The following is a 25,544-nucleotide window of genomic DNA, read 5'->3' on the forward strand; positions in this document are numbered from 1 at the left end:
GCGCGGGAATTAGGCGGTGATCTTGGCGCGAACGAAATCGACGTGCTGCCTCAGGGAGTAGAACTGGTCGGCAAAGGAGGCGGGCAGCCGTAGCTGGTTGACCGCCTGTTCGATCTCTTCCAGCCGCTTGAGGAGCGGCGCGCGGTCGCCTTCGGGATGGGTGAAGAGGTCCTTTTCCAGCGCCAGCAGGGCGCGATACCACCGCAGGAGCCGCCCGCGCATCCGCCACCGGTAGGCGACTGGCAGCAGCCGCAGCGTGGGCAGGATGACGACGATGGCCGGGATGATCACCACCAGGATGCGGCTGACCACGCTGGCCAGCCAGAAAGGGAGGTGGTGGTAGAGGAAGCTCTTCCCGGATCGGTAATAGCGCAGCGCGTCGTCGCTCAGGCGGAAGCCGTGTTCCATCGGCGCGGGGAATTCGCCTTTCTTTTGGAACAGGGAGGGGCGCCCGTGGATTTCCTGGGCCGCGCCGAGGATCAGGTCGGACAGGGCGGGATGGAGCTTTTTCCGCGCGACGAGCTCGATGGTCGGCCCCACCAGGTAAACGTCCCGGGGCGGGACGTCCTTGGCCAGGTCGATCGCGCCCTCGGGCATCTTAAGCGTGCTCAGCCAGTTGAAGCGGCGGGCGTAGGCTTCCTGCTGGGAAAAGCTTAAGAGATGGACGCCGGGCGCGGTGAGCAGCCCGCGAAGGATGGCGATGGAGGCGTCCTCCCCCATGAGAAAGACGGCGTCCACCTGGCCGTTCAAGAGCGCCTGGGAGGAGCGCTGCGGGTCCCAATCCAGGAGTGTGGTGGCCCCGTCCGGACGGATGCCGTTGGCCTCCAGAAGGGTGAGGGCGATCTGCCGCGTGCCGCTGCCCTGGCTGCCGATGACGACGCGCTTCCCGGCCAGAGCGGCCAGGGTGTCGACCGCCGTCGTGCCGCGGTAGAAGACGAGGAGGGGCTGGTAGGAGACGCTGCCCAGGGACATGAGATTGGGATATTCCTCCGACGTGACGCCGTCCTGGACGAAGCCGATGTCGACCTTGGCGGAGGGATCGTTCAGCCGTTGCAGGTTTTCCAAGGAGCCGTGGGAGGAAAGGACGCGGAGCGTCACGCCTTGGCGTTTGAGGATCGCGGCGTATTTCTGCGCGGTCGTGTAAAAAATGCTCCCCTCCGGACCGGCGGTGATCGTGAGGTGGGTGGGAGGCGCGGAGTGGATGAAGAAGAAGACGGCGGCGACGATGACCAGCGCGATGAAGCAAGCCGCTCCGATGGCGCCTTGATGGCTGATGCCGAAGGTTTCTTCCAATCGGGAGAGGGGAGCGTTGAGTTTGGAGGGGGCTTCCGGGGGATTCATAAGCGACTTACTGACACTGTTGTGACACTAACGCCGTAAGGCGTTGATAGAAAGGGGAGCGGGTGAAGGGAATCGAACCCTCGTGTGCAGCTTGGAAGGCTGCCGTTCTACCATTGAACTACACCCGCGGGAAAATTGAAAATTGGGCCCTAAAGGATTCGAACCTTTGACCTTCTGATCCGTAGTCAGACGCTCTAATCCGCTGAGCTAAGGGCCCGTGAAGGAAAAGCAAGAGTGCCGAAATCGCCGAATTTGGCAAGCCCCTAAAAGATTCCCCGGTCGACCTGGATCTGGTCGCCCGCCTGGAGGGCGATGTCCAGGGTGGGATTCTTGAGGGCCTCGACGGCGTTGAAGCGGATAAGGGCGCCGTTGCGCAGGATTTTGACCTTTCGCTTGTTGGCGTAGTCGGTGAAGCCGCCGCAGGCGGTGATGGCGCGCAGGACGCTGAGGTCGTTGGTGAAGGGGATGCGCTGGGGCTGGCGGACCTCCCCGCTCACGTTCACGTAGCGCAGCTGGGGGACGATGGTGATGTTGGGGGTGGAGTAAATTTTCTTTTCCCGGTAGGCCGTCTCGATGTCTTCCTTGAGCTGGGAGGTGGTGCGGCCCGCGGCCTGAAACTTGCCCGCGTAGGGCATGGAGATGTCGCCCTCGTCGCCGATCTTCACCTCGTAGATGCCGGCGTCGTCCGAGGGGACGCCGGAGAGGCGAATGGTCAGGACGTCGCCGACGCGCAGGAGGTCGGTTTCCGGCGCGGCGGCCGGGGTCTGGGCCGTTCCTTCCGGGGTGACGGCGGGGGAGGGCTGGTAGGCGGCGGTGCCGGTGTTGGCGCCGGTGGAGGAGAAGCCGCCGCCGCAGGCGGCGACGAGGAGGCAGGCGGCCAGGAGCAGGAGGAGGCGGTTCATCGGAAAAGGGGAGGGTTTTAGAAATCCTCGGTGCGGACGGGCGTGGGGGCGTGGATGCCGTTGCCGTTGGCGGAGGGGCCGCCCTTGCCCTTCTTGTCGTCACGCCGTGCCTGCTTCTTTTTTCCTTCGGTCGGCTTGCCGTAGTAGTCGGCGTAGGCGCCGTAGTGGTAGTAGCCCTCGTCGGCGTGGCGGGAGACGGCGTTGAGGACGACGCCGATGAGGTTTCCCTGCACCTCGGTGATGGTGTGCTTGGCACGCAGGGAGATGTCCTTGGGGTAGCGGCGGTGCTGGATGACGAGGACGGTCTTGTCGACCTCGTGGCAGATGATGGAGGCGTCGCTCACGCCCAGGGCGGGCGGGGAGTCGATGAGGACGACTTGATACAGGCTCTTCAGCTCGTCGAGCATCCGGCGCAGGGCTTGGTTGCTGAAGCGGTTTTTGGCCTCCGCGGGATTGGAGCCGGCCAGGACGACGTGGAGGTTCGGGATGGGGGTGGAGAAGAGGTAGGGAGCCACGGGGCCGTCCTGTTCCAGGAAGTCGGAAAGGCCGGGGGCCAGGTCCCATCCCAGGATGCGGTGGAGGGAGGGGCGGCGGAGGTCGGCGTCGACCAGGACGACGGACTTGCCCGCCTGGGCGCAGACGTAGCCGAGGTTGAAGAGGGTGGTCGACTTGCCCTCGCCGGGGCCGCCGCTGAGGATGCTCAAGGCGTTGCCCTGCTGGGGGCCGCTGCCGTTTTGCAGATCGATGCGGGCGCTGAGGATGCGGTAGCTCTCGGCAAAGGGGGAATCGGGCGGCTCCTGGTTGAGCGGGCGGGCGCCGTGGGGGACGAGGGCCAGGACGGGAACGCCCAGGACGCTTTCGACCTCCGCGATGGTCTTCACGCTGGTGTCGAGGTGCTCGATGAAGAAGGCGACGCCCAGGCCCAGGGCGAGGCCGCCGAAGCCGGCCAGGGCCAGGTTGAGGAGGAGGATGGGGCGGACGGGCTTCGGGTTGGGTTCCGCCGGGGAGATGATGAGGGCGGGCTCGCCGGTGACCTGCTTGTCGACGCTCTCCTGTTTGAAGCGGATGTTGAGCTGGTCGAGGATGATTTGCTGGGTTTCCGCGTATTTTACCGCGTCGAGGTAGGGGGCCATCTTGTCGCTTCGCTCTTCCCGGACTTTTTGCCGGAGGGAGTCGACGTCCTTCTTCAGGAGGGCCAACTTTTCCTGGCTGACCTGGAGGTCGATCTGCAGGGCGGTCCTCTTGCCTTCCGCCAGGCTGTTGAGCTGCTCGTTGAGTTTGGCCAGGGCGGCGCGGAGGGACTGGACGCGCGGATGCTCCGGCCCGAAGCCGCTCTTAAGCAGGCTTTGCAGGTTGGATTCCGCCTGGAACTTCTGGTCCTGGAGTTGGGTGATGTTGGTGTCGTCCAGGTTGAGGGAGGGCAGGGTGCTGAGGAGCTGCGCGTCGCTCAGGTTCTTGAGGCTCTCCAGGCGGACGCGGCGGGCCTCGGTGTCCGTGCGCTGCTCGTCGAGCATCTGCTGCTTGCGCTGGAGTTCCTGGTCGGTCAGCTGCATTTCCGCGCTGGTGCCGACGAGGCCGGTGACGTCGATGTCGAGCTTGCGGCGCAGGTCCTCGACGCGTTCTTTGGCCTTGCGGACTTCCTCCTGCTGGGTCTTGACCTGGTCGCTGACGCTTTGCAGGCCGCGGCTGGCGTTCTGCGTTTCGCGTTCGGTGCGGGAGGAGACGTATTGGCGGGCGATCTCGTTGGCGATGCGGGGGGCCTCCTCCATGTCCTCCGTCTGGACGGTGATTTCGATGATGTTGGAGCCGCGCTGGGGGTCGATCTTCAGGTGGTGGCGGCGGAGGAGGTCGTAGACCTCGTCCTTTCGCAGGTCCCGCTCCCCGTGCATGTAGCGTTGGGACCAGACGCGGACCAGGTCGAGCTTGTCGATGATGGGGTAGAGGATTTCCTTCGACTCCAGGGTCTCCTTTTCCGACTCGAAGAAGACGGGGTCGAAGTAGTTGGGATCCCGCTGGTCGAAGACGGGGATGTCCTTCTCGTTTTTCAGCACGCGGATCTGGACGGTGCCGCCGTACTGCTTGTTCATCAGGAAGGCGGAGACGACGTAGCCCGTGCTGAGGGCCAAAAGGAAAAGGGTGAAGATGATCCCGGAGCGGGCGCGGATGACCCGCCAGTAATCGCGGAAAGCCGGTGTCTCGATGAGATCGGATGCGATAGCCATGTCGTGCAGCTTAAGGGCGGTGGGGGCCCTCATGGGAAAGGATAAGGAAAAGGGCCTCGATGGGGAAGGCCATTAGTAGGTGGCCGTCAGGCCCAGGGAGACGACGTTGCGGTCGTAAGCGCGGCCGGGATCGTCCGAATTGACGTGGGTGTAGCTGTAATTGAGGCTGAGGTTCAGATACTTGTTCAGCTCGTAGCTCAGGCCGAAGTCGACGCCCAGGGTGTTTTCCAGAAAGTCTCCGGCCCCGGCGACCAGGGAGGAATTGGCGTCGCTTACGCCCAGGTTGTAGTCCCCCTGGAGGCGGGCGGTGAGGAGGGGGGTGATCATGTAGCGGCCGGTGATGGCAAAGTTGTCGCTCACCTGGCTGTCGTAGTTGTTCACGTCTGTCTGGGAGACGGTGTGGACGTAGTTGAAGCTCAGGGAGCTGCGGGGGCCGATCTGCCAGGTGGCAAAGGCGCTGGCATAGGGATTGAGCGCGCTGCCCAGGGATTGGTAGTCGGCTTCCACGCCGCCGACGCGGGCGCCGAGGAGGATTTCCGGCGAGATGTTGTAATCCAGGCCGACGTAGCCGGTGTAGGACTGCCAGTCGCGCCGGACGGCGGCGGTGGCGCCCGCGGGGACGAAGGAATTGGCGTAGCCGACGTCGGTGTAGGTGCCGCCCGCCACGAGGGTGGTGGTGGAGGTCAGCAGGAAGCGGAAGTCGTTCTGGAGGATGTTTACGTCGCGGTCGTTGTAAAGGGACTGGGTGGGATCGTCGTAGCCGAAGTAGTCGTTGGTGAAGGTGGTGACGGTGCTGAGCTTGGGCATCCACTGGGCGGTGCCCTGCATGGTGAAGGTGTTTTCCACGAAGCTGCCCGCCACGCGGTTTACCGTGGCGCCGCTGGAGATTTCCGGCTGGGTGGTGTTCAGGACGCGGTCGCGGACGTCCAGGTTGAAGCGGTCGGAAAAGGAGTGGTTCACGCGGGCCAGGAAGTCGTGGCTTAGGTCGAAGCTGCTGCCGCTGCGGTCCGGATAATAGGTGGCGCCGAAGGTATAACGGGCGGCCAGGAGCGTGTTCTCCATCGGGTAATTGAAGAGGAAGCTGGGCTGGACGATCGTCTCGAACTGGGAGGTCTTGTTGTTCGGGGTGGTATAGATGTTGTCGTCGTAGGCCTCGCGAACGGTGGCGCTGACGGTGAAGAGGCGCTTGTTGTCGGCGTGGGACATGGGGACGTTGTTCCGCATGTCGTTGGACGCCCCGGCGGCGTAGGAGGGCGGGGGCTGCTGAGACGGGGAGGGGGTGACGGCGGAGGCGTTTTGGTCGGCCGGAGCTGTCAGCGTGTTGTTCCCCAGGCTGCTGGGGGCGTATTGCATGGCCTCCGGGCTTAATTGCTGGGCGTGGACCTCAAAAGAGAGATCCCAGGCGAGAAGGAAAGCGGCGGCGATCGCTATTTTTTTCATTCAGGCCGAAAAGGTCTTAAGCGAAGCAGCTTCTTACGTAATTACCAGAGTAATTCATTTCACGCACCAAAAAAGTAAAATGCAGACAACGAATCAGAATGTGCGACAAAAGTAAACCGAAAGGTTTACTGTGTAAAGGGGGTTACGGCGATTTTTCCGCGACAGGCCACCGGACGTGGTCGGCGAAGAGGAGGTAGTCGCTGCCGTTGGGGGGGAGTGGGAGGGCGGTTTGGAGCGGGAAATCGGGCGGATACCCCTTTTTATTGATTAGGGACTCCCATTCGGCCCATTCGCCGCGCTCGATGTCGAAGAGGTTGGCGGCGTTTCGGCTGACGGGGGTGAAGAGGACGCCGCGGATGGAGGAGACGTAGTCGTGGATCTCCATGAAGTCTTTGCGGGTGGCGGGAAGCCAGAGGGACGGGCGGTTCTGATACCAGGCCACGGCCCAGGGCATGTCGCTGGCGATGGCCTCGTTCGGCTCGAACCAGGGGGCGCTGTAAAGGAGGATGGGGGGGAAATAAGGGGGATAGGCAAAAGCGCCGCGGCCGGAACCGGCCAGGGTGGCCAGGAGGGGAAGCGAGTTGACCGCCAAAAAAAGCCCGATAACCCAGGGGCGGAGGACGCCGGAGACTTGCAGGCGGTCCAGCAGGATGAAGAAGAAGGAGGCGCCGAGCAGAGTCACTAACGGCCAAAGAAGGAAAAGAGTATTGGCTAAGGTGGCCGGTTCCGGCTCCGCCTTCACCAGGGAGGTGCCAAAAGCCAGGCAGAGAAGGCCGACCAGGACGAAGCCGCGCACGATCTGCCCCCGGCGGCGGCGGAAAAGGTAAAGAAGCCCGACGAGGAAGAAGGCCGGGGCGATGCCGGTCCCCAGGAGGCGGTAGAAATTTTCGATATGGTAGCGGAGGCCGTGGGCGGCCTTGTGCAATCCTTCCTGCCAGATGAGGACGCCTGTCTTGAAGCGGTAGGAGCGTTCCAGGGAGGTGCCGGGATAAGACTCCCCGCCGGTGCCCAGGAGCAGCGTGTTGACGCCCACCGGATTGCCGGTGAGGGCGATTTCCCGGAGAGCCCAGGGAGTCAGGAGCACGCCCCAGACGGCCAGCAACAGGGCGGCGGTGCGCCAGCGCGCCCGCAGGCCAAGGAGCGCGGCGGCCAGGAACGGCGGCAGCAGCCACCCGGCGGTGTATTGGCTTAGGACCGCCAGCCCCAGGAAGAAGGCGCCCAGGGCCAGGGAAAGCCAGGGCCAGGATCTTCCTTCTTCCTCCCGCAGCAGTGCCCGGTGCAGGAAGAGGGCGGCGAGGGTGATGAGGAGGAGAGTCAGGCAGACGGGCAGGCCGGAGAGGGAAAAACGCCAATTCAGGTCCCCCGCCAAACAGGCCGCGGCGGCCAAGAGGCCGACCCGCTGGTCAAAGAGGGAGCGCCCCAGCAGGAAGACCGCGACGGCGGTGAGAGCCAGGCAGAATTGGTTGAAGAGATTGACCGCCAGTTCCGGCGTGAAGAAGTGGAAGTTGCTTAGCTTTTCCGGCGGCACGGAAAAGGAGACGCCGCTGACCTTGAACAAGGCGGCCAGGCAGAGGGGGTAGAGGGGCGGATTGGCGGTGTCCGGCAGGCGGGTGAGGTCGACCGCCCGGGAGGAGGCCGTGGCAGGGGAGGTGATGAGGCCGCCCTGGCGCAGGTAGGCGCGGTCCCGCATCTGGGCCAGCGCGGCGGGGCGGACGAAGTAGGTGGTGAAGCCGTGCCCCTGGGCCAGCTGCCGGGCCAGCTGCGCGTCGTCCATCGCCTCCTGGGAGGCGAAGCCGCGGAATTGGAAAAGGTTGAGCCAGCCCGCCAGGACGAAGAAGGCGACGAGGAAGACGATCCAGCGGACCCAGGAGACGCCGCGTCCTTGTTCGAGGTTGTAGATCGTTTCCTGGATCGTCGTCATGGCGTTTTACATTCCTTCCAAGCCGTATTCCTTCAGCTTTCGGTGCAGCGTCCGGCGGCTGATGCCCAGGGCCTCGGCGGCCTCCGTCCGGTTGCCGCGATGCTGGCGGAGAGCCTGGGCGATGTAGCGTTTTTCCATCGCTTCCAAGTTGAGGCCGTCGGCGGAGGGAGCCTCTTCTCCCCTGCGGAGCGGGGTGCCTTGAAAGAGGCGCTCCGGCAGGTCGGCCGGGGTGATGAGGTCGCCCCGCGCCAGGACGACGCCGTGTTCCATCGCCATCCGCAGCTCGCGGACGTTGCCCGGCCAGTCGTAGCGCTGCACGGCCTCCCGCGCCTCCGGGGAAAGGCCGGCGATCCTCTTGCCGTTTTCGGAGGAGAATTCCTTGATGAAGGCGTTGCAGAGGATGGGGATGTCCTCCTTCCGCTGGCGCAGGGACGGCATGCGGAGGCGGACCACGTTGAGGCGGAAGAAGAGGTCCTCGCGGAACTTGCCCGCCGCCACTTCCTGTTCCAGGTCGCGGTTGGTGGCGGTGATGAGGCGGACGTCGACCTCGATCGGCTTGTTGCTGCCGACGCGCTGGACGGTCCGTTCCCCGATCGCGCGCAGGAGCTTTACCTGGGTGGCGCCGTCGATCTCGCCGATCTCGTCCAGGAAGAGGGTGCCGTGGTTGGCCTCCTCGAAGCGGCCGATGCGCCGCTCCACCGCGCCGGTGAAGGCGCCCTTCTCGTGGCCGAAGAGCTCGCTCTCCAAAAGCTGCGGGGAAAGGGCGGCGCAGTGGACGGTGATGAGGGGGTGCCCCTTGCGGCTGCTCAGGCGGTGGAGGGCCTGGGCGGCCAGTTCCTTGCCCGTGCCGCTCTCCCCCTCGATGAGGACGCTGGCGCGGGAATTGGCCACCTGCTTGATCTTTTCCAGCACCTCGCGCAGGGCGGGGGAGTTTCCCAGGATCTTTTCCAGGCCGTATTTCTGGTCCAGCTCCTGGCGCAGCTGGACGTTCTCCGCCTCCACCTTGTTGGAGCGCAGGGCGCGGGTGAGGAGCAGCTCCAGCTTGTCGAGGTGGAGGGGCTTGGTGACGTAGTCGTACGCGCCCCGGCGCATGGCCTGGACCGCCGTGTCGACGGAGCCGTAGGCGGTCATGAGGATGCAGATGGGCGGCTTGGGCAGGCTCTGCGCCTTGGAGAGGAGGTCCATGCCGCTGTCGGTCCCCAGGCGGAGGTCGGTCAGGAGGAGGTCGACAGGCTCGCTTTCCAGCACGTTCCAGGCGGTCTGGATGTCGGAGGCCAGGTAGACCTCGAATTTGTCCTCCAGCGCGCGGCGGAGGCCGTCGCGGGTGTTCTTTTCGTCCTCCACGATGAGGAGGCCGGGCAGGTTGCCGGTGACGCCGGTCATGCCGCGCTTTCTCCCGCGGGCAGAAGGCGGACCCGCTTTTCCGGCAGGGGCAGCAGCAGCCGGACGGTGGTGCCGGCGCCGGGGTGGCTCTCCAGCTCCAAATCCCCCCCGTGCTCCCGCACGATGCGGCGGACGATGAGCAGGCCCAGGCCGCTGCCGGAAGGCTTGGTGGTGAAGTACGGCTCGAAGATCCGCCCGATCTTTTCCGGGGGAATCCCGGCGCCGTTGTCCGCAAAGGTGATCACGAGGTGGGTGTCCGTCCGCTCCGTCGACAGCAGGAGCTTACCCCCGGCGGGCATCGCTTGCAGCGCATTTTTTATCAGGTTGTAGAACGCCTGCTTGAGTTGGTCGCGGTCGACCCAAAGGGGCGGGGCGGCGGCGTCCAGGCGCGTTTCCACGTGCAGCTCCCTGTCCCGGATCTCCGGGCGGAGGAACTCGATCGATTCTTCCAGCAGCGCGTTGACGTTTTCCAGCTGGAGCTGCGGCGTCGTCGGGCGGATGGCGCGGAGAAAGTTGACCAGAATCGTGTCCAGGCGGCTCATTTCCGTGCGGAGGACCTGCCACGACTCGGCGATGTTCTGGTCCTTCTTGAAGACGCCCAGCCGCTTCAGGTCCCGCTCCAGGAGCTGGAGATGGATGTCCAGGGAGTTGAGCGGGTTGCCCAGCTCGTGCGCGACGCCCGCGGCCAGGAGGGTGAGGGCGCCGAGCTTTTCCGACTCGATGGCCTCCTGCGTCTCGGCCCGGGCGCTGGTCAGGTCCCGGAAGATGAGGGCGAAGCCGCCGCGCTCCTGCCCGTCGTCCTCCAGGGGGACCAGGGTCAGATTCAGGTAGCGGCGCTCCGGATAGGAAACTTCGAAGTCCCGGCTGAGGCTGCGCCGCTCGCCCAGGATGGAGGTCCAGTCGACGTCCCGCAGGTAGCGGGTGACCGGCTGGTGCAGGGCGTCCTCCAGGGGGATGCCCAGGAGCCGCTCCACGCCGTCGTTCATGTAGATGATGCGCCCGTCCGGATCGACGACCAGGATGGCCTCCTGGAGGCTGTTGAAGATCGCCTCCAGGAATCCCTTGTCCCGGGCCAGCTGCATCAAATAGTGCTGCAGGTCGCCGGGGCCGACGCGGTCGATCCGGTGGAGGAACTTGTCCAGGAAGCTGCTCTTCTTCACGGGTTCCGGTCCTCCTCTGCCGGGCGGAAGTCGGCCTCCGTCTCGCTCTGTTCGGAGGCGGCGGGCGCCGGTGCCGGCGCGGCCACGGGAACCGGGCGCGGCGCGTTGGCGGGCGTGGCCACGGGCTGGTCGCTGCTTTCCTGCAGGAAGTTTTCGATGCCGGTGGCGATGGCGTCGGCCAGCCGCTGGCGGTAGAGCGGCAGGTCGACGGCGGCGGCTTCCAGCGGGTTGGTCAGGAAGCCTCCTTCCACCAGGACGGAAGGGAGGCTGTTTTCCTTCAGAACGACGAAGCGGGCGCGTTTCAGGCCGCGGTCGGCCTCTGTGTCGCCGGGGTTGAGACGGATGATCTGGCGGTGGATCTCGTAGCCCAGCAGGGTATTCCACATGTCCTGCTCGTTGCCGGGGACGCGCTGGTAGTCGGACATGCGGAGGTAGCCTTCCGAGCTGGTGGAGGCGGCGCCGCGCGGCGTCTCCACGTAGGTTTCCAGGCCGCGCGCGGCGGGATTGGCGGAGTTGAAGTGGATGGCGACGAAGATGAAGTCCTTGTATCGCTCCCCGAAGCGGGCGCGCTCCTCCAGCGGGACGAACTCGTCCCGGCGGCGGGTGAGGACGGTCTGGATGTTGTGCTTGCGCAGGATCGCCTCCAGGCGGAAGGCGGTGTCCAGCGCGTAGTTCTTCTCCATCTTCCCGCGCGTGCTGGTGGCGCCGTTGTCCGTGCCGCCGTGCCCGGCGTCGATGACGACGCCCAGGAACGCCCGGCGGCCGGAGATGCGGTAGGGGCGCAGGGCGGGTTCCAGCAGGTAGCTAAGGTCCAGGCGGGAGAGGAGCCAGTTCCCGTCGCTCTCCACGACGGGGAAGCAAAGGTAGTAGCGGACGCCGTTGAGATAGATGGCGGCGCTGTCCAGCTGGAGCCGCAGGGTCCCTCGCGGCCCTTTCAGGACGCAGACCTTTCCGTCCATCGCTCCCGGAAAGTCGAAGCCGTAAAAGCGGCAGAAGTCGTGCAGGGTGACGTATTCCCGGCGGTTGAGGGAGACGAGGTGCCAGGAATCGTCCGCGGCGCGGGCTTCGGCGGGGGAGAACGCCAGGACCGCCAGGAGAAGAAGGAGCAGCCGCCGCATCATTTGACGGGGCAGGGGACGTTGTCCAAAAGGCGGGTCTTCCCCACCCAGGCGGCGACGCAGAGGCGCCCGCCGGAGAGGGTGACGTAGTCGAGCTTGAGGCCGGGGGCCTTGGCCAGGTGGCGGCGGAGCCACGCTTCCCCGCCGGTCCGCCCGGCGGCGACGCGCAGGAGGAGCGGGATGGCCAGGGCGCGCTGCCGCTCTTCCGGGGAGAGGTAGCGGTTGCGGGAGCTGAGGGCCAGGCCGTCCCGGTCCCGCACGGTTTCTACCGGCACGATGCGGACGGGCAGGTTCAGGTCCCGCGCCATCCGGGTGACGACTTCCAGCTGCTGGGCGTCCTTCCAGCCGAAGCAGGCCAGGTCGGGCTGGACGAGGGTGAAGAGCTTGGTCACCACGGTGGTGACGCCCCGGAAGTGGCCGGGGCGGGAGGCGCCGCAGCGGCCTTCGGAAAGGGCCTCTTCCGTGACCCAGGTGGAATGGCCGGGCGCGTAGAGGTTGCCGGGGGCGAAGACGAGATCGACGCCCAGCTTGCGGCAGAGGGCCAGATCGGCCCGGCGCGGGCGCGGGTAGCGGGTCAGATCTTCCCGGGGGCCGAACTGGGTGGGATTGACGTAGATGGAGACGACGATCTTGCCTTTCTTTCCCGCCTTTTGGCGGGCCACTTCGATCAAACGGGCATGCCCTGCGTGAAGGGCCCCCATCGTGGGCACCAGGGCAATGCGGACGCCGCGCCGCCGCCAGGCCAGGGCGGTGCGCTGCATGAGGGCGGGATCGGAAACGGTTTTCATTTTTCCGGGAGAGGGAAGCTAACGAACCTGAACGCTTCCGCCGAGAGTTTTCCATCGCCCTAATTCGGCCTCCAGGGATGCCTGTTTTTCCCGGGCGGCGGCGTAGGCCCGCGCGGCCTGGGGACGGGGGCGAACGGCGGGTCCATGGAGGGGGCGGAGATTCTTTTGCAGAAGTCCCGAGTTTTGGAGGGCGTAGAGGGCGGCCCCCCGGAGGGAGGCTTCCGGCTCCAGGGAGGGATGGACCGGGCGTCCCAGGACGTCGGCCAGCTGCTGAAGGGCGGCGGGGGAGTGGAGGAGGCCGCCGGAGACGATGTAGGAAAGGCGGCGGCCCGCCGTCTTTTCCACCAGCTCCGCGATGCGGGCCAGGCGCAGGTAGCTGGCCTCCTCCAGCGCGTGAAGGAGGTCGAGGGCGGTCGTGGCCTGCGTCATGCCGAAGAAGGCAGCGGGGATGCCGTCCGGCCAGGTGGGGGCGCGCTCCCCGGCCAGGAAGGGGAGCATTTCCAGGCCCGGCGCGGGGCCGAGGCGGCGCGCGGCTTCCCTTTCGAGCGCGGCGGCGTCCGGCAGCCGCAGGACGCGGAGGGCCCAGGCGCGGAGGTTGCCCGCGTTGCTGATCGCGCCGCCCAGGAGGCGGTAATCGGCGTCGATCCGGTAGGCGAAGAGGCCCAGCGGGGCCAGCGGCCCCTGGGCTCCCTTGCCCGCGCGGACGCCGACGCGCAGCGCGCCGCTGGTGCCGAAGTTGATGGCGGCCACGCCGGGCCGCAGGGCGCCGGAGCCCAGGTTGCTGGCCGCGCCGTCGCCCAAGGCCGGGTACCAGCGGGCGTCGCGGAGGGACGGGAATTTAGCCGCCAGGCGGGGGTGGGTGGGCAGCGGCGCCTCGCTCAGGGGGTTGAGCTTCCGCGCGGAGAGGCCGCAGCGGCGGAGGAGAGGGGTGTCCCAGGCCAGCTTGCGCCCGTCGAGGAGGCCGGTGCCGCTGGCCATGGAGAGGGAGACGTGGGCCCGGCCGCACCATTTTTCCATGATCCACTCCCCGGGAGAAACCCAGCGGGCGGTTTTCTTGAAAAGGGAGGGCTGGGCGCGGCGGAGCCAAAGGAGCTTGGCCGGCCAGAAGGAGGCCCGGGCCATGCAGCCGGTGCGGGCGTGGAGGCGGCGTTCCCCGCCGCGCGCGCGGAGCCGCTCCGCCTCCGGATGGCAGCGGGAATCGGCCCAGGTGAAGACGGCGGAGAGCGGCGCGCCCTTTTCGTCCAGGGCCAGGAGGCTGTGCCAGAAGCAGGAGACGCCGACGGCGGCGATCGGCCCGCCGCGCCATTTCTTGAGCGCGGCGGAAACGGTCTTCAGGACGGCCCGTTGGATGTCGGCGGGGCGCAGCTCGGCCCGGCCGTCGGGGGAGGTCTGGAGCGGGTAGGCGATTTGGGCGGTGGTTTCCACCCGCCGGACGCCCCGGCGGTCATAGACCGCGCAGCGGGTCGACGAGGTGCCGATATCGATGGCCAGGACCGCCATGCGGGCAGGCTACTTGATGTCCTCGCCGAAGGAGGGCTCGTCCGGCGGATCCTGCTCCTCTTCCTGCTGGGCCTGCTTCATCTTTTCCAGCAGCTCGGAGGCGTCCTCCACCTCGTCCCACACCTCGCGGCTGACCAGGATGGGGCGCTGGGAGGCCAGGGCCAGCGCTAGGCAGTCGCTCGGGCGGGCGTCGATCTCGATGATCTTTTTGTGCACCTCGTTCTCCGCGTGGAGAATCAGGCGGGCGAAGTAGGTGTTGCTCCGCAGATCGTTGATGATGACGCGGTCCAGGGAGATGGAGAAGGCCTCGAAGATGAGGCCGATCAGCTCGTGGGTGAGGGGGCGCTCGTTCTTCTCCCCGCGCAGGGACATGGCGATGGCCCGTCCGACGTAGGCGTCCACGGTGATGACAAAGACCTTTTCCGTGTTCCCCAGCAGGATGGCGACGCCCTGATTGTCCGTGGGGGTAATGCCCACGACCTGCACGGGTACGACGTCGGATTTCACCCTAAACACTTACCATGCGGGGGCGCGTTGACAAGTGGGCCCGCAGTCCCTTTATAAGTGCTTCACAGAAATGACAAATTCCGAAGCCCCCTGGGAGTTGGAGCAGGCGCTGCGCACGTATCAGATTGACCGCTGGGGAGGCGGCTATTTCCAAGTCAACGGGAAGGGCCACATCACGGTCCGTCCCGTGCAGGAGGAAGGGGCGGAGATCGACCTCATGGAGGTGATCGACGACGCGCGCGAGCGCAACCTCAAGTTCCCCATGCTCCTGCGCTTCCAGGACCTCCTGCGCCACCGCGTGCAGCGGCTTAACCGGGCCTTTGCCGAGGCCATCCAGGAGGCCGGCTACCAAAACGTCTACCGCGGCGTCTTCCCCATCAAAGTAAACCAGCTTCGCGAGGTGGTGGAGGAGATCATCGACGCCGGGACCGAGTTCCACTACGGGATCGAGGTGGGCAGCAAGCCGGAGCTCTTCGCCGGGCTGGCCCTCCACAAGGACCCGGAGAGCCTGATGATCTGCAACGGCTACAAGGACCAGGTCTTCATCGAGACCGCCCTCATGGGGCGCCGCCTGGGGAAGAAGATCATCCTGGTCGTGGAAAAGATCGAGGAGCTGCGCGCCATCCTGGACCACGCGGCCAGCGCCAACGTGGAGCCCCTCATCGGCATCCGCGTCCGCCTCAGCGCCAAGGGGCAGGGCCGCTGGGCTCTCTCCGGCGGGGAGGACGCCAAGTTCGGCCTCACCACGGCGGAGCTTTTGGAGGCCGCCGCCCTCATGAAGGAGCGCGGCATGGCCCATTGCTTCAAGCTGCTCCACTTCCACATCGGCTCCCAGATCCCGGACATCCTGACCGTGAAGCGCGCGGTGCGGGAGGGGGCCCGCGTTTACGCCAAGCTGCGGCAGGAGGGCTTCGACCTGGGTTACCTGGACGTCGGCGGCGGCATGGGCGTCGACTACGACGGAAGCCGCTCCGCCAGCGACGCCAGCATCAACTATACCCTGGCCGAATACGCGCGGGACATTGTCTACAACGTCGCCGACGTCTGCAACGAGGAGAAGGTCCCGCACCCCACCCTGGTCAGCGAGAGCGGCCGCGCCATCGTGGCCCACCACTCCGTCCTCATCGTCAACGTCTTCGGCGCGATCGAAAAGACGAAGCTCCTGGAGATCGGCGAGAAGGCGAGCCAGCCGGAAAAGCCCGCCCACAAGCTGGCCGCCAACCTCCTGGAAATCCGCGAAACTCTCAACCGCAAGAACCGCCGGGAGCATTTCCACGACGCGGTGCAGATCAAGGAAGAGACCCAGAGCCGCTTCGACCTGGGCCTCATCGACCTGCGCACCAAGGCGCAGGTGGAGACCCTTTTCTGGGAGATCGTGGAGCGGATCGTCGGCTTCTACGGCGATTCCTCGAAGATTCCGGAGGACATCCGCCGCCTGCGCGATTCGCTGAGCGACCAGTTCCTCTGCAATTTTTCCGTTTTCCAGTCCCTCATCGACCACTGGGCGCTGGGCCAGCCCTTTCCCATCGCGCCGGTCCACCGGCTCAACGAGCGGCCCCTGCATGACGCCACCCTGGTCGACATTACCTGCGACTCCGATGGGAAGATCTCCCAGTTCATCTCCGGGGAGGAAGCGCCGCGCAAGACCCTCCCCCTCCACGCGCCCGGCGGGAAGCCCTACTACCTGGGCATCTTCCTCATGGGAGCCTACCAGGACATCATGGGAGACCTGCACAACCTCTTCGGCAACGTGAACGAGGCCCACGTCTTCCTGGACCCGGACGAGGACGACGGCTTCTACATCGAGGAGACGATCCCCGGAGGCACCATCGGCCAGGTCCTGGCCTCCGTGCAGTATGACACCCCCTCCATTGCCCGCGCGATGAAGGCGCAGATCGACGCCGCCATCAAGGCCGACGTCCTTCGGCCGAACGAGGGAATGCGCCTCCTCGAAAACTACGAGAAGGGCCTGGAAGGGACCACCTACCTCCAGTTCACGCCGTAGCGCCTATGCGGTGGGCGGCGTTCCTGGCGGTCTGGCTTTTAGGGCTGGCCCTGGCCGCGGCGGAGGAGCGCACCTTCTCCGTCTGCTGGTGGAACGTCGAAAATTGGGGCGAGACGGACCGCCGCATCGACGGCCAGTTCCTCCCCCACGCGATGAAGCCGCCCCGGGAGGTCGCCTCCGTCCTGGCCATCCTAAAGCGCGTCCGCCCGGACATCCTGGGCGTGGCGGAGATCATCCAGGCCCCTGACGACAAAAACCTGGCCCTCTTCCGCCGGGAACTGGCCGCCGAAGGCCTGGACTACCCCTACGTCTCCACCGCGCGCGGGGAGGACACCCGCATCGAGATGGCGCTCTTTTCCCGATACCCCATCGCCGAAGACCACGCGTTCAACCGGGAAACCTTCGGCGTCACGCTGCACAGTCCCAGCACGGGCGAGAGGAAGCGGGCGCGCTTCCGCGTGGGGAGGGGGTTCCTCAACTGCCGGATCGAAGTCGCGCCGGGCTACTCCCTTCAAGTCATGACGGCGCACCTCAAATCGAAGTGGCCGGAAAAGTCGGTGGAAGGGGAGGAGGGCGAGCCCGGGGACGCCTACGTCCGCCGGAACGAGGCGCGGCTCCTGCGGCGCCACGTCGACACGTTCCTAAAGGACCATCCCGGCCAGGACCTTTTGGTCATGGGGGACTTCAACGACACGCCGGACAGCCGGACCGTGGCGGAAGTGCTGAAAGGCGGCAGCCTGGCGGAGCTGCCGCTGGCCGATTACCTGGGCGACCGCTGGACCGAGTGGTTCCGCCAACGCCGGAGCTACGAGCAGATCGACTATCTTTTTGCCGACGACTCCCTGCGCGCCCGCTTCCTGCCGGGGGAATCCTTCCTCTTCCGCCCGAAGGCGGACGATCCGCCGGACCTCGACCCGCGCGAGGCGAGCGATCACCGCCCCCTCTGCGCGCGCTTCAGCTTGCCTTGAGGAACTTGTAGGCGAAAAAGGCGGCCACCAACAGCGCCGTGAAGGCCGCCGCTAGCAGCTTAAAGTATCGGGCGAAGAACTGCTCCAGCTTCTTCCCGTAGAGCCGGGTCAGGCCCGCCACCAAAAAGAAGCGCAGCCCGCGTCCCAGGAAGGAGGCGATGAGGAGCGTGCGGATCGGCACCTCGCAGACGCCCGCGGCGATGGTGAAGATCTTATACGGCACCAGCGTGAACGGGGCGACGAGGATGGCCAGGAAGGCGTTCGCGTCGTAAAAGTGCTTCACCTGGGCGAAGACCTCCGGCGTGAAATGGAGGACGTGCGTCATGAAGTGGCTGGCGAAGACGTGCGGCGCCAGCCATTTCCACAGAAAGAAACCGATCGACCAGCCCAGAAGCCCCCCCGCGAGGGAGGCGGCCAGCGTGGCTGCCGCGTTGCGGAACCACTTCTCCGGATGGGCCAGCGTCATGGCGATGAGCAGCACGTCCGGCGGGATGGGGAAGAAGGAAGCCTCCGCGATGGCGATGAGGACCAGCGCGGGCAGAGCGTAGCGCGTGCGGCACCAGTGCAGGGTCCACTCGTAAAGGCGGGCGACAAGGCGGGTCATAGCGGGGGTGCTAGGCGAACGGGGGGAAAAGAAAAGGACTTTGTGCGGCGGCGCGATTCGCCAAGGTGATTCTGGGCGCAATCGCGTTTTTTAAACCTTCCAAAACGCCGTTCCGGCTGGATATCAAGAGATACCGCGGGAGGACCCGGGCCGGGCCCGTTTTCCCGTTGACGCTCCAACGGGCGATTTCTAAAGTCCGCTTCCCGCTTTTAATCAGGCGGGACAATCCTCAAAGAAAGACTCCACTACTATGGCAATCAAGATCGGCATCAATGGTTTCGGGCGCATCGGCCGCCTCGTGTTTCGCGCTATCGTCGAGCAGGGCCTCCTGGGCAAGGAAGTCGACGTCGTCGCGGTCAATGACCTGGTTCCCGCCGACAACCTGGCCTATCTCCTCAAATACGACTCCACCCAGGGCTCCTTCAAGGGCGCCGTGAGCAGCGAAAAGTCCAAGGCCGACCTGCACGAGGACGACGTCCTGGTCGTCGACGGCCACAAGATCAAGTGTCTGGCCGTGAAGGAAGGCCCCGCCGCGCTCCCCTGGAAGGACCTGGGCGTCGACCTCGTCATCGAGTCGACCGGCCTCTTCACCGATGCCGAGAAGGCCAAGGGCCACCTCACCGCCGGCGCCAAGAAAGTCATCATCAGCGCCCCGGCCAAGGGAGAGGACATCACCGTCGTCGTCGGCGTCAACCACGACAAGTACGACCCCGCCAAGCACCACATCATCTCCAACGCCAGCTGCACGACGAACTGCCTGGCCCCCGTCGTCCACGTCCTCCTGAAGGAGGGCTTCGGCGTCGAGGAAGGCCTGATGACCACCGTCCACAGCTACACCGCCACGCAGAAGACCGTCGACGGCCCGTCCAAGAAGGATTGGAAGGGCGGCCGTTCCGCGGCGATCAACATCATCCCGTCCACCACCGGCGCGGCCAAGGCCGTGGCCCTGGTGATCCCGGAAGTGAAGGGGAAGCTCACCGGCATGTCCTTCCGCGTGCCGACGCCGACCGTCTCCGTCGTCGACCTCACGGTCAAGACCGCCAAGCCGACCAGCTACAAGGAAATCTCCGCCGCCCTCAAGAAGGCCAGCGAGACCTACCTGAAGGGCATCCTGGGCTTCACGGAGGACGAGGTCGTCTCCACCGACTTCATCCACGACACCCGTTCCTCCATCTTCGACGCCGGCTCCGGCATCGAGCTGAACGACCGCTTCTTCAAGCTCGTCAGCTGGTACGACAACGAGTGGGGCTACTCCAACCGCTGCGTCGACCTGGTCCGCCACGTCATCAAGTCCCTCTAAGGCGCGACATGGCGAAGGTTTCCATCCGGGACCTGGATCTCCAGGGGAAGCGCACCCTCGTCCGCGTGGACTACAACGTCCCGCTGGACGAGAAGGACGGCGCGCAGGTCATCACCGACGAGACCCGCATCAAGGAGACGCTGCCCACCCTTAAGCTCCTCCGGGAAAAGGGCGCGCGCGTCATCCTGGCGGCCCACCTGGGCCGTCCCAAGGGGAAGGTGAACCCGAAGGAAAGCCTCCGCCCCGTCGCCGCCCGCCTGGGCGAGCTGCTCGGCGCCCCCGTGGCGTTTTGCGAGGAAACCGTCGGCCCCAAGGCGCAGGCCGCCGCCGACGCCCTCAAGCCGGGTGAGGTCCTGCTGCTGGAGAACACCCGCTTCCACGCCGGGGAGGAAAAGAACGACCCCGCCTTCGCCGCGGAATTGGCCAAGCTGGCCGACGTCTACGTCAACGACGCCTTCGGCGCGGCCCACCGCGCCCACGCCTCCACGGAGGGCGTCGCCCACCTGGTGAAGGAGAAGGCCATCGGCCTCCTCATGGAGCGGGAGCTGAAGTTCCTGGGAGACGCCGTCGCCCACGCGGAAAAGCCCTTCGTCGTCATCCTCGGCGGGGCCAAGGTCTCCGACAAGATCCAGGTCATCGAGGCCCTGCTGGACAAGGCCGACGTCATCCTCATCGGCGGCGCCATGGCCTACACCTTCAACCTGGCCCTGGGGAAGACGGTGGGCAAATCCCTCGTCGAGCCGGACCAGATCGGCACCGCCAAGGCGGCCTTGGAAAAGGCCAAGGCCAAGGGCGTCCGCTTCCTCCTGCCGGTGGACAACTACATCGTCGAGGAATTCGACTTCGCCGCGAAGACCGTTTCCCCCGGCCGCTACATCCAGCCCGGAGAGGGCATCCCGGATGGCTGGGAAGGCGTCGACATCGGCCCGGAGACGGTCAAGGCCTACACGGCGGAAATCGCCAAGGCCAAGACCGTCCTCTGGAACGGCCCCATGGGCGTCTTTGAGGTCAAGGAGTGCGCCAAGGGCACCTTCGCCATCGCGGAAGCGGTGGCCAAGCTCCACGGCCAGGCCGTCACCATCATCGGCGGCGGCGACTCCGTGAAGGCGGTCAAGCGCGCCGGCGTCGCCGACCGCGTCAGCTTCATCTCCACCGGCGGCGGAGCCTCCCTGGAATTCCTGGAGGGCAAGGTCCTTCCCGGCGTCGCCTGCATCCCCGACAAGGAGTAAATCCCATGGCCATCCTTCGCAAAAAGATCGTCGCCGGAAACTGGAAGATGAACCGCACCGCGGCCGACGCCCGGAAGCTGGTCAACGAGGTCTTCCTCGGCGTGAAGAAGTTCGACGCCGTCGACATCGTCCTTTGCCCGCCCTTCACCGCCCTCTCCGCCGTCTCCGAGATGCTGGCGGACGTGCCCAACGTCTTCCTGGGCGCGCAGAACGTCCACCAGGCCGCCAGCGGCGCCTACACGGGGGAAATCTCCGTCGAGATGCTGCGGGAGCTGCACTGCCGCTACGTCATCATCGGCCACTCGGAGCGCCGCCAGTATTTTCATGAGAGCGACGAGCTGGTCTGCCAAAAGGTGAAGGCCGCCCTGGCCGGGAACCTCCGCCCCATCGTCTGCGTCGGCGAGACGCTGGAGGAGCGCGAGTCCGGCTCCTGGCGCGACGTCCTTTTCCGCCAGATCACCGTGGGCCTGCAGGGCATCCCGGAGTCCGACCTGGCCGACATGGTCATCGCCTACGAGCCCGTCTGGGCCATCGGCACAGGCCGCACCGCCACCCCGGAGCAGGCGCAGGAGACCCACGCCTACGTGCGCGGCGTCGTCGCCCAGCACATCTCCGCCGAGGTGGCGCGCAAGCTCCGCATCCAATACGGCGGCAGCGTCAAGCCGGAGAACGCCGCCGAGATCCTTCACCAGCCCGACATCGACGGCGCGCTGGTCGGCGGGGCCAGCCTGGACGGCCGCGCTTTTTCCTCTATCGTCCTCAGCGCGGGGGTGGAAGCTCCCGCCGCCGCCTAACCCACACATCCCATGATCAACTTCTTCATCGGCTTCCTGCTCGTCGTTTTCTTCGGCGTCTCGGGCCTTCTCATCCTCGCCATCCTCATGCAGCGCAGCAAGCAGGACGGCCTCGGCGCGGCCTTCGGCGGCGGCCTGACGGAGTCGGTCTTCGGCGCGCAGACCTCCACCATCCTCATCCGCTTCACCTCCTGGCTGATCGGCATCTTCTTCCTGAGCGCCATCGCCCTGGCCTGGCTCTACGGCCACCGCGGCCGCCAGGAGACCGACCTCTCCCGCCGCCTCCACGGGACCCCGGCTGCCCAGACGGCCCCGGCCACGCCCGCTCCGAAGGCTCCTTAGCCTTTTCCCCGGTGGGCTGGATGCGCGTCCTTCCGGTTCTCTTCTGCCTCCTTTTGGGCGGATGCGGCCGGGCGTTGCCGCCCGCCGACTTCACCTTCATCAACGGCGCGGAGCCGGAGACGCTGGACCCCCACGTCGTCACCGGCCAGCCGGAGATCCGGCTCTGCGAAGCCCTTTTCGAGGGGCTGACCTCCCGCGACGGCCGCGGCGCGATCATCCCCGGCATCGCGGAAAAGTGGGACGTCTCCGCCGACGGGCGCGTCTACACCTTTCACCTGCGTGCCGCCCGCTGGAGCAACGGGGACCCGCTCACCTCCGCCGATTTCCTCAACTCCTGGCGCCGCGCGCTGGAGCCCCTGACCGCTTCCGAATACGCCTACCAGTATTACCCGATCGTCAACGCGCAGGCCTACAACACCGGCGCGCTTTCCGACTTTGCCGAGGTCGGCGTGAAGGCGCCCGATCCGCAGACCCTCCGCGTCACCCTTTCCGCGCCGACGCCCTACTTCCTCGACCTCTGCGCCTGCTCCACCCTGGCGCCGATCCACCTGGGCGCGATGAAGCAGTGGGGGGAGGACTGGATCAAGCCCGGCAAGCTCGTCACCGACGGCCCCTACACCCTGGGCGCCTGGCGGATCAACGACCGGATCACCCTGGTGAAAAATCCGCACTATTGGCGGGCCCGGGACGTCGCCTTCCGCCGGATCGACGCCCTCTCCCTTTCTTCCGCCACCACCGCCTTTAACCTCTTCCACTCCGGGGAGGCGGGGCTGATCCTGGACAAGTCGATGGTCCCGGCCTTCTTCATCGACGCCCTGAGGTCGAAATCCTATTTCCATTCCCAGCCCATCTACGGGACCTACTTCTACCGCTTCAACGTCACGCGCAAGCCCCTGAAGGACCCGCGCGTCCGCCTGGCCCTGGCCTTGGCCGTCGATCGCAAGCGGCTGGTCGACCGAATCACCCGCGCCGGGGAACCGCCCGCCGGCACCTTCGTCCCGCCGGGCATCGGCGGCTACACCCCGCCGGAGGGGATGAGCTACGACCCGGCGCGCGCGCGGAAGCTCCTGGCCGCCGCCGGATTCCCGGGAGGGAAGGGCTTCCCCGTCCTCTCCGTCCTCTACAACAGCAGCGAGCAGAACGAGCAGATCGCCACGGAGATCCAGGACATGTGGCGGGAGAACCTGGGCATCTCCATCGAGCTGCGGAACCAGGAATGGAAGGTCTACCTCAACTCCTTGAGCGAGCTCGATTACGACATCGCCCGCTCCAGCTGGGTGGCCGATTACCCCGATCCGAACACCTTCCTCGACTGCTTCATGAGCGGCCGGGGGAACAACCGCACCGGCTGGTCTTCCGCCCGCTACGACGGGCTGATCGAGGAGGCCTGCCGCCAGCCGGACCGCGCCGCCCGCTACGCCCTTTTCCGCCAGGCGGAGGAAATCCTCAGCCAGGAGGCCCCCATCGCGCCGCTCTACAATTACGTGGCCATCTCCATCTATCGTCCCGACCACCTGGGCGGCTTCTTCCCGAATGCGATGGACGAGCACCCCCTGCGTGAGCTTTTTTGGAGGGAACCCGCGCCATGACCGGATTCCTCCTTCGCCGCATCCTGGCCGCCGTACCGGTCCTCCTGGCCGTGGTCACCTTGACCTTCCTCCTCATGCGCCTGGCGCCGGGCAGCCCCTTCAGCACGGAACGGTCCTTTCCTCCGGCCATTCTCCGCCAGCTGGAGGCCCGCTACCAGCTGGACGGGACGCCCGGCCAGCAATACCTCCACTACCTCGACCACCTCCGCCACGGCGACTTGGGCCTCTCCACCCGCTACCGGAACCGCACGGTCAACGAGGTGCTTAAGCAGACGCTGCCCGTCTCCCTCACGCTCGGCGCGGCGGCCTTCGTCGTCGCCCTCGGCATCGGCGTGGGGTTGGGATCGTTCGCGGCGGTCTTTCACAACCGGGCCGCCGACCGGCTGGCCATGTTCGCCGCCCTCCTGGGCATCTCCCTGCCGGTCTTCGTCCTGGCGCCGCTGTTCATCCTTCTCTTCGGCGTCGCCTGGAAGTGGGTGCCGGTGGCGGGCTGGGGCGGGTTCCGGGAATTGATCCTCCCGGCGGTCTGCCTGGCGCTGCCCTTTGCGGCGGCCATCGCCCGGCTCATGCGCGCCAGCCTGCTGGACGTGCTGGGGCAGGATTTCATCCGCACCGCGCGGGCAAAGGGTATGACGGAGGAGCGCGTCGTCCTGGTCCACGCGCTGAAGGTGGCGATCCTGCCGGTCGTCTCCTACGCAGGCCCCCTGGCGGCCAATCTTTTGACCGGCTCCCTCGTCATCGAGCAGCTTTTCGCGATTCCCGGCATCGGGCCGTTCTTCGTGAACAGCGTGCTGAACCGCGACCTCTTCATGGTCGGCGGCATCGTCCTCCTCTACAGCGTCCTGCTCATCGGCTTCAACATCGTGGTCGATATTCTCTACGCGTGGCTCGACCGCCGCATCCGCCTGACATGAAGATGAGCCGCCGCTTCTGGTCCGATCCGGCACTGGCCGCTTCCGCCGTCCTGCTGGTCCTCCTGGTCCTGGCCGCCGTCGCGGGGCCGCTCCTCACCGGCTACCGCTACGACCAGACCTCCGCCGCCCAGTTCCAGCCGCCCAGCGCCGCCCACTGGTTCGGCACCGACCTGCACGGGCGCGACCTTTTGACGCGCCTGCTTTACGGCGCGCGGATATCCTTCCTCGTCGGCCTTGTGGGTGCTTTCGTCAGCCTGGTCATCGGCGTCTCCTACGGGGCCATGGCGGGTTATCTGGGCGGGCGGATCGACAATTTCATGATGCGCGTCGTCGACACCCTCTACGCGCTGCCCAGCCTCATCTTCGTCATCGTCCTCATCGCGGCGCTGGAGCAGCCCGTGGCGCGGCTCTTTTCCCATGCCTCCGATCCCTCCCTGCGTGCGCAGGTGCGGTTGGCCCTTCTCTTCATCGGCCTCGGCTGCGTGGAGTGGCTGACCATGGCCCGCGTCGTCCGGGGACAGGTATTGGTCATCAAGGAGCTACCCTTCGTCCAGGCTTCCCGCACCCTGGGGCAGGGGCCGTGGCAAATCCTGATCCGCCACCTGCTGCCCAATGTCCTGGGCATCGTCCTGGTCTATCTGACGCTGAGCATCCCCGCGGTGATCCTTCAGGAATCGTTCCTCAGCTTCCTGGGATTGGGCGTGCAGGCCCCGGCGGCCTCTCTGGGCTCCCTCATGGCGGACGGCGCGCAGGTCATCAACCCGCTGCGCGTCTCCTGGTGGCTCCTCGTCTTCCCGGGCCTCTTCATGGCCCTGACGCTCCTCTCCCTCAATTTCCTGGGGGACGGCTTGCGCGACCTGCTCGATCCGCGATCAATCCGGCGGTAACCGGCCCGGTGGCCAGGGTGCGCCCATTCCAGGCGCAGACCGCGCGGATGCCGATCCAGCTGTTCGTGACGAAGATCTCGTCCGCCTCGTCGAGCGCCTGAGCGGGGTAATCGCCCTCTTCCACGGCGGCGTGCCGCAGCACCCATCCGCGCACCACGCCCGTGCGGCAGCCCGCTTCCGAGCGCGGCGTGTGGAGGCGGCCCGTTTTCACCCAAAAGAGATTGCTCATGGCCCCGGTGGCCAGCAGGCCGTGCTCGTTGAGGAGAACAGCCTCGTCCGCCTCCACGCTCCGGCGGGCCTGCCAATGGGTCAGGTAGCTGATCGTCTTGTGCCGGGCATCCCAATTCCGGCTGCCCAGCCGCTGCGGGGCCAGGGCCAGGCGATAGGGAACGGGGGCGGGATCGGCTTCCGGGGAAAAGAACTCGGAGAGGTTTCCCTCCGCGTCGACGATCCAGCGCCAGCGGCCCGTTTCCTGGGGCAGGGAGCGTTCCGGCCTCTCTCCACGCAGAGGAATGGCCAGGGCCGCCGCCGAGGCGCGGAGCGTTTCCCAATGCTCCGCCGCCTCCAGGGGGGCGCCGTCTTTCACGCGGAGCGTTTCAAAGAGGCCGAGCCAGGGCAGGAAGGACATTG

Annotated in this window: 22 protein-coding genes and 2 tRNA genes; 9 read left to right on the forward strand and 15 right to left on the reverse strand. The window is 66.3% G+C overall.

Features of this window, described 5'->3' with window-relative positions; all coding sequences use genetic code 11:
- Window positions 1-9: 9 nt before the first annotated feature.
- From PW734_10555 to PW734_10615, 13 genes are all read right to left on the reverse strand, one after another.
- Window positions 10-1,341, reverse strand: a complete 1,332-nt coding sequence (locus tag PW734_10555) for a TAXI family TRAP transporter solute-binding subunit (GenBank protein MDE1171629.1) — start codon at window positions 1,339-1,341, stop codon at window positions 10-12.
- Between the two features lie 57 nt (window positions 1,342-1,398).
- Window positions 1,399-1,469, reverse strand: a tRNA-Gly gene (locus PW734_10560).
- 15 nt (window positions 1,470-1,484) lie between these two features.
- Window positions 1,485-1,558: transfer RNA gene (locus PW734_10565), tRNA-Arg, on the reverse strand.
- A gap of 46 nt (window positions 1,559-1,604) precedes the next feature.
- A complete protein-coding gene (locus PW734_10570; GenBank protein ID MDE1171630.1) occupies window positions 1,605-2,243 on the reverse strand; it encodes a polysaccharide biosynthesis/export family protein in 639 nt (212 codons plus the stop codon).
- 17 nt (window positions 2,244-2,260) lie between these two features.
- On the reverse strand, window positions 2,261-4,498 hold the full coding sequence (locus PW734_10575; protein MDE1171631.1) for a polysaccharide biosynthesis tyrosine autokinase: 2,238 nt from the start codon (window positions 4,496-4,498) through the stop codon (window positions 2,261-2,263).
- 39 nt (window positions 4,499-4,537) lie between these two features.
- Window positions 4,538-5,905: an outer membrane beta-barrel protein gene (locus tag PW734_10580; protein ID MDE1171632.1), complete on the reverse strand. Its 1,368-nt coding sequence runs from the start codon at window positions 5,903-5,905 to the stop codon at window positions 4,538-4,540.
- Window positions 5,906-6,047: 142 nt separating this feature from the next.
- Window positions 6,048-7,826 carry a glycosyltransferase family 39 protein gene (locus tag PW734_10585; GenBank protein ID MDE1171633.1) on the reverse strand — a complete coding sequence of 593 codons (1,779 nt, stop codon included), beginning with the start codon at window positions 7,824-7,826 and terminating at the stop codon, window positions 6,048-6,050.
- Between the two features lie 6 nt (window positions 7,827-7,832).
- On the reverse strand, window positions 7,833-9,209 hold the full coding sequence (locus PW734_10590; protein MDE1171634.1) for a sigma-54 dependent transcriptional regulator: 1,377 nt from the start codon (window positions 9,207-9,209) through the stop codon (window positions 7,833-7,835).
- Window positions 9,206-10,369 (reverse strand): ATP-binding protein, encoded by a 1,164-nt coding sequence (locus tag PW734_10595; GenBank protein ID MDE1171635.1) that lies wholly within the window; start codon window positions 10,367-10,369, stop codon window positions 9,206-9,208. Before PW734_10595 ends, PW734_10590 begins: the two co-directional genes overlap by 4 nt.
- A complete protein-coding gene (locus PW734_10600) occupies window positions 10,366-11,490 on the reverse strand; it encodes an N-acetylmuramoyl-L-alanine amidase (GenBank protein ID MDE1171636.1) in 1,125 nt (374 codons plus the stop codon). The genes PW734_10595 and PW734_10600 overlap by 4 nt, the downstream gene beginning before the upstream one ends.
- On the reverse strand, window positions 11,487-12,275 hold the full coding sequence (gene panC / locus PW734_10605; GenBank protein MDE1171637.1) for a pantoate--beta-alanine ligase: 789 nt from the start codon (window positions 12,273-12,275) through the stop codon (window positions 11,487-11,489). Before panC ends, PW734_10600 begins: the two co-directional genes overlap by 4 nt.
- An 18-nt stretch (window positions 12,276-12,293) precedes the next feature.
- On the reverse strand, window positions 12,294-13,775 hold the full coding sequence (locus tag PW734_10610; GenBank protein ID MDE1171638.1) for a gluconokinase: 1,482 nt from the start codon (window positions 13,773-13,775) through the stop codon (window positions 12,294-12,296).
- Window positions 13,776-13,784: 9 nt separating this feature from the next.
- Complete coding sequence (locus PW734_10615; protein MDE1171639.1) at window positions 13,785-14,282, reverse strand: bifunctional nuclease family protein; 498 nt, start codon at window positions 14,280-14,282, stop codon at window positions 13,785-13,787.
- 70 nt (window positions 14,283-14,352) lie between these two features.
- Here PW734_10615 and speA point away from each other — a divergent pair, with 70 nt between their 5' ends.
- Both speA and PW734_10625 read left to right on the forward strand, forming a co-directional pair.
- Complete coding sequence (speA, locus tag PW734_10620) at window positions 14,353-16,287, forward strand: biosynthetic arginine decarboxylase (protein MDE1171640.1); 1,935 nt, start codon at window positions 14,353-14,355, stop codon at window positions 16,285-16,287.
- Between the two features lie 5 nt (window positions 16,288-16,292).
- A complete protein-coding gene (locus PW734_10625; protein MDE1171641.1) occupies window positions 16,293-17,255 on the forward strand; it encodes an endonuclease/exonuclease/phosphatase family protein in 963 nt (320 codons plus the stop codon).
- Here PW734_10625 and PW734_10630 read toward each other — a convergent pair.
- A complete protein-coding gene (locus PW734_10630) occupies window positions 17,242-17,859 on the reverse strand; it encodes a VTT domain-containing protein (protein ID MDE1171642.1) in 618 nt (205 codons plus the stop codon). The genes PW734_10625 and PW734_10630 overlap by 14 nt on opposite strands.
- Before the next feature lie 250 nt (window positions 17,860-18,109).
- On the opposite strand from PW734_10630, the gene gap reads away from it, so the two are divergent.
- From gap to PW734_10665, 7 genes are read left to right on the forward strand one after another with little or no spacing between them, the layout of a single operon-like run.
- The gene (gap, locus tag PW734_10635; protein ID MDE1171643.1) at window positions 18,110-19,159 is read left to right on the forward strand and encodes a type I glyceraldehyde-3-phosphate dehydrogenase; all 1,050 of its coding nucleotides are present in this window, start codon (window positions 18,110-18,112) and stop codon (window positions 19,157-19,159) included.
- 8 nt (window positions 19,160-19,167) lie between these two features.
- Window positions 19,168-20,388 (forward strand): phosphoglycerate kinase, encoded by a 1,221-nt coding sequence (locus PW734_10640; GenBank protein MDE1171644.1) that lies wholly within the window; start codon window positions 19,168-19,170, stop codon window positions 20,386-20,388.
- A gap of 5 nt (window positions 20,389-20,393) precedes the next feature.
- A complete protein-coding gene (tpiA, locus tag PW734_10645) occupies window positions 20,394-21,182 on the forward strand; it encodes a triose-phosphate isomerase (GenBank protein MDE1171645.1) in 789 nt (262 codons plus the stop codon).
- 12 nt (window positions 21,183-21,194) lie between these two features.
- Window positions 21,195-21,524, forward strand: coding sequence for a preprotein translocase subunit SecG (secG, locus tag PW734_10650; protein ID MDE1171646.1), 330 nt, complete (start codon window positions 21,195-21,197; stop codon window positions 21,522-21,524).
- Between the two features lie 20 nt (window positions 21,525-21,544).
- The gene (locus tag PW734_10655) at window positions 21,545-23,113 is read left to right on the forward strand and encodes a peptide ABC transporter substrate-binding protein (GenBank protein MDE1171647.1); all 1,569 of its coding nucleotides are present in this window, start codon (window positions 21,545-21,547) and stop codon (window positions 23,111-23,113) included.
- Window positions 23,110-24,027 (forward strand): ABC transporter permease, encoded by a 918-nt coding sequence (locus tag PW734_10660; GenBank protein MDE1171648.1) that lies wholly within the window; start codon window positions 23,110-23,112, stop codon window positions 24,025-24,027. Before PW734_10655 ends, PW734_10660 begins: the two co-directional genes overlap by 4 nt.
- 2 nt (window positions 24,028-24,029) lie before the next feature.
- Window positions 24,030-24,914, forward strand: a complete 885-nt coding sequence (locus tag PW734_10665; protein ID MDE1171649.1) for an ABC transporter permease — start codon at window positions 24,030-24,032, stop codon at window positions 24,912-24,914.
- Here the strand turns inward: PW734_10665 and PW734_10670 are convergent.
- Entirely contained in the window at window positions 24,856-25,542 is a 687-nt protein-coding gene (locus PW734_10670) for an aminotransferase class IV (protein MDE1171650.1), read from the reverse strand. The genes PW734_10665 and PW734_10670 overlap by 59 nt on opposite strands.
- Window positions 25,543-25,544 lie beyond the last annotated feature (2 nt).

It is taken from the genome of Verrucomicrobium sp., assembly GCA_028283855.1.
In the GTDB taxonomy this organism is placed as follows: domain Bacteria; phylum Verrucomicrobiota; class Verrucomicrobiia; order Methylacidiphilales; family GAS474; genus GAS474.

Excerpts from the sequence above, each read along its gene's own strand:
- PW734_10555 (MDE1171629.1), bottom strand. The coding sequence starts at position 1,341 with ATGAATCCCCCGGAAGCCCCCTCCAAACTCAACGCTCCCCTCTCCCGA.
- PW734_10570 (MDE1171630.1), bottom strand. The coding sequence starts at position 2,243 with ATGAACCGCCTCCTCCTGCTCCTGGCCGCCTGCCTCCTCGTCGCCGCC.
- PW734_10575 (MDE1171631.1), bottom strand. The coding sequence starts at position 4,498 with ATGAGGGCCCCCACCGCCCTTAAGCTGCACGACATGGCTATCGCATCC.
- PW734_10580 (MDE1171632.1), bottom strand. The coding sequence starts at position 5,905 with ATGAAAAAAATAGCGATCGCCGCCGCTTTCCTTCTCGCCTGGGATCTC.
- PW734_10585 (MDE1171633.1), bottom strand. The coding sequence starts at position 7,826 with ATGACGACGATCCAGGAAACGATCTACAACCTCGAACAAGGACGCGGC.
- PW734_10590 (MDE1171634.1), bottom strand. The coding sequence starts at position 9,209 with ATGACCGGCGTCACCGGCAACCTGCCCGGCCTCCTCATCGTGGAGGAC.
- PW734_10600 (MDE1171636.1), bottom strand. The coding sequence starts at position 11,490 with ATGATGCGGCGGCTGCTCCTTCTTCTCCTGGCGGTCCTGGCGTTCTCC.
- panC (MDE1171637.1), bottom strand. The coding sequence starts at position 12,275 with ATGAAAACCGTTTCCGATCCCGCCCTCATGCAGCGCACCGCCCTGGCC.
- PW734_10610 (MDE1171638.1), bottom strand. The coding sequence starts at position 13,775 with ATGGCGGTCCTGGCCATCGATATCGGCACCTCGTCGACCCGCTGCGCG.
- speA (MDE1171640.1), top strand. The coding sequence starts at position 14,353 with ATGACAAATTCCGAAGCCCCCTGGGAGTTGGAGCAGGCGCTGCGCACG.
- PW734_10625 (MDE1171641.1), top strand. The coding sequence starts at position 16,293 with ATGCGGTGGGCGGCGTTCCTGGCGGTCTGGCTTTTAGGGCTGGCCCTG.
- PW734_10630 (MDE1171642.1), bottom strand. The coding sequence starts at position 17,859 with ATGACCCGCCTTGTCGCCCGCCTTTACGAGTGGACCCTGCACTGGTGC.
- gap (MDE1171643.1), top strand. The coding sequence starts at position 18,110 with ATGGCAATCAAGATCGGCATCAATGGTTTCGGGCGCATCGGCCGCCTC.
- PW734_10640 (MDE1171644.1), top strand. The coding sequence starts at position 19,168 with ATGGCGAAGGTTTCCATCCGGGACCTGGATCTCCAGGGGAAGCGCACC.
- tpiA (MDE1171645.1), top strand. The coding sequence starts at position 20,394 with ATGGCCATCCTTCGCAAAAAGATCGTCGCCGGAAACTGGAAGATGAAC.
- secG (MDE1171646.1), top strand. The coding sequence starts at position 21,195 with ATGATCAACTTCTTCATCGGCTTCCTGCTCGTCGTTTTCTTCGGCGTC.
- PW734_10655 (MDE1171647.1), top strand. The coding sequence starts at position 21,545 with ATGCGCGTCCTTCCGGTTCTCTTCTGCCTCCTTTTGGGCGGATGCGGC.
- PW734_10660 (MDE1171648.1), top strand. The coding sequence starts at position 23,110 with ATGACCGGATTCCTCCTTCGCCGCATCCTGGCCGCCGTACCGGTCCTC.
- PW734_10665 (MDE1171649.1), top strand. The coding sequence starts at position 24,030 with ATGAGCCGCCGCTTCTGGTCCGATCCGGCACTGGCCGCTTCCGCCGTC.
- PW734_10670 (MDE1171650.1), bottom strand. The coding sequence starts at position 25,542 with ATGTCCTTCCTGCCCTGGCTCGGCCTCTTTGAAACGCTCCGCGTGAAA.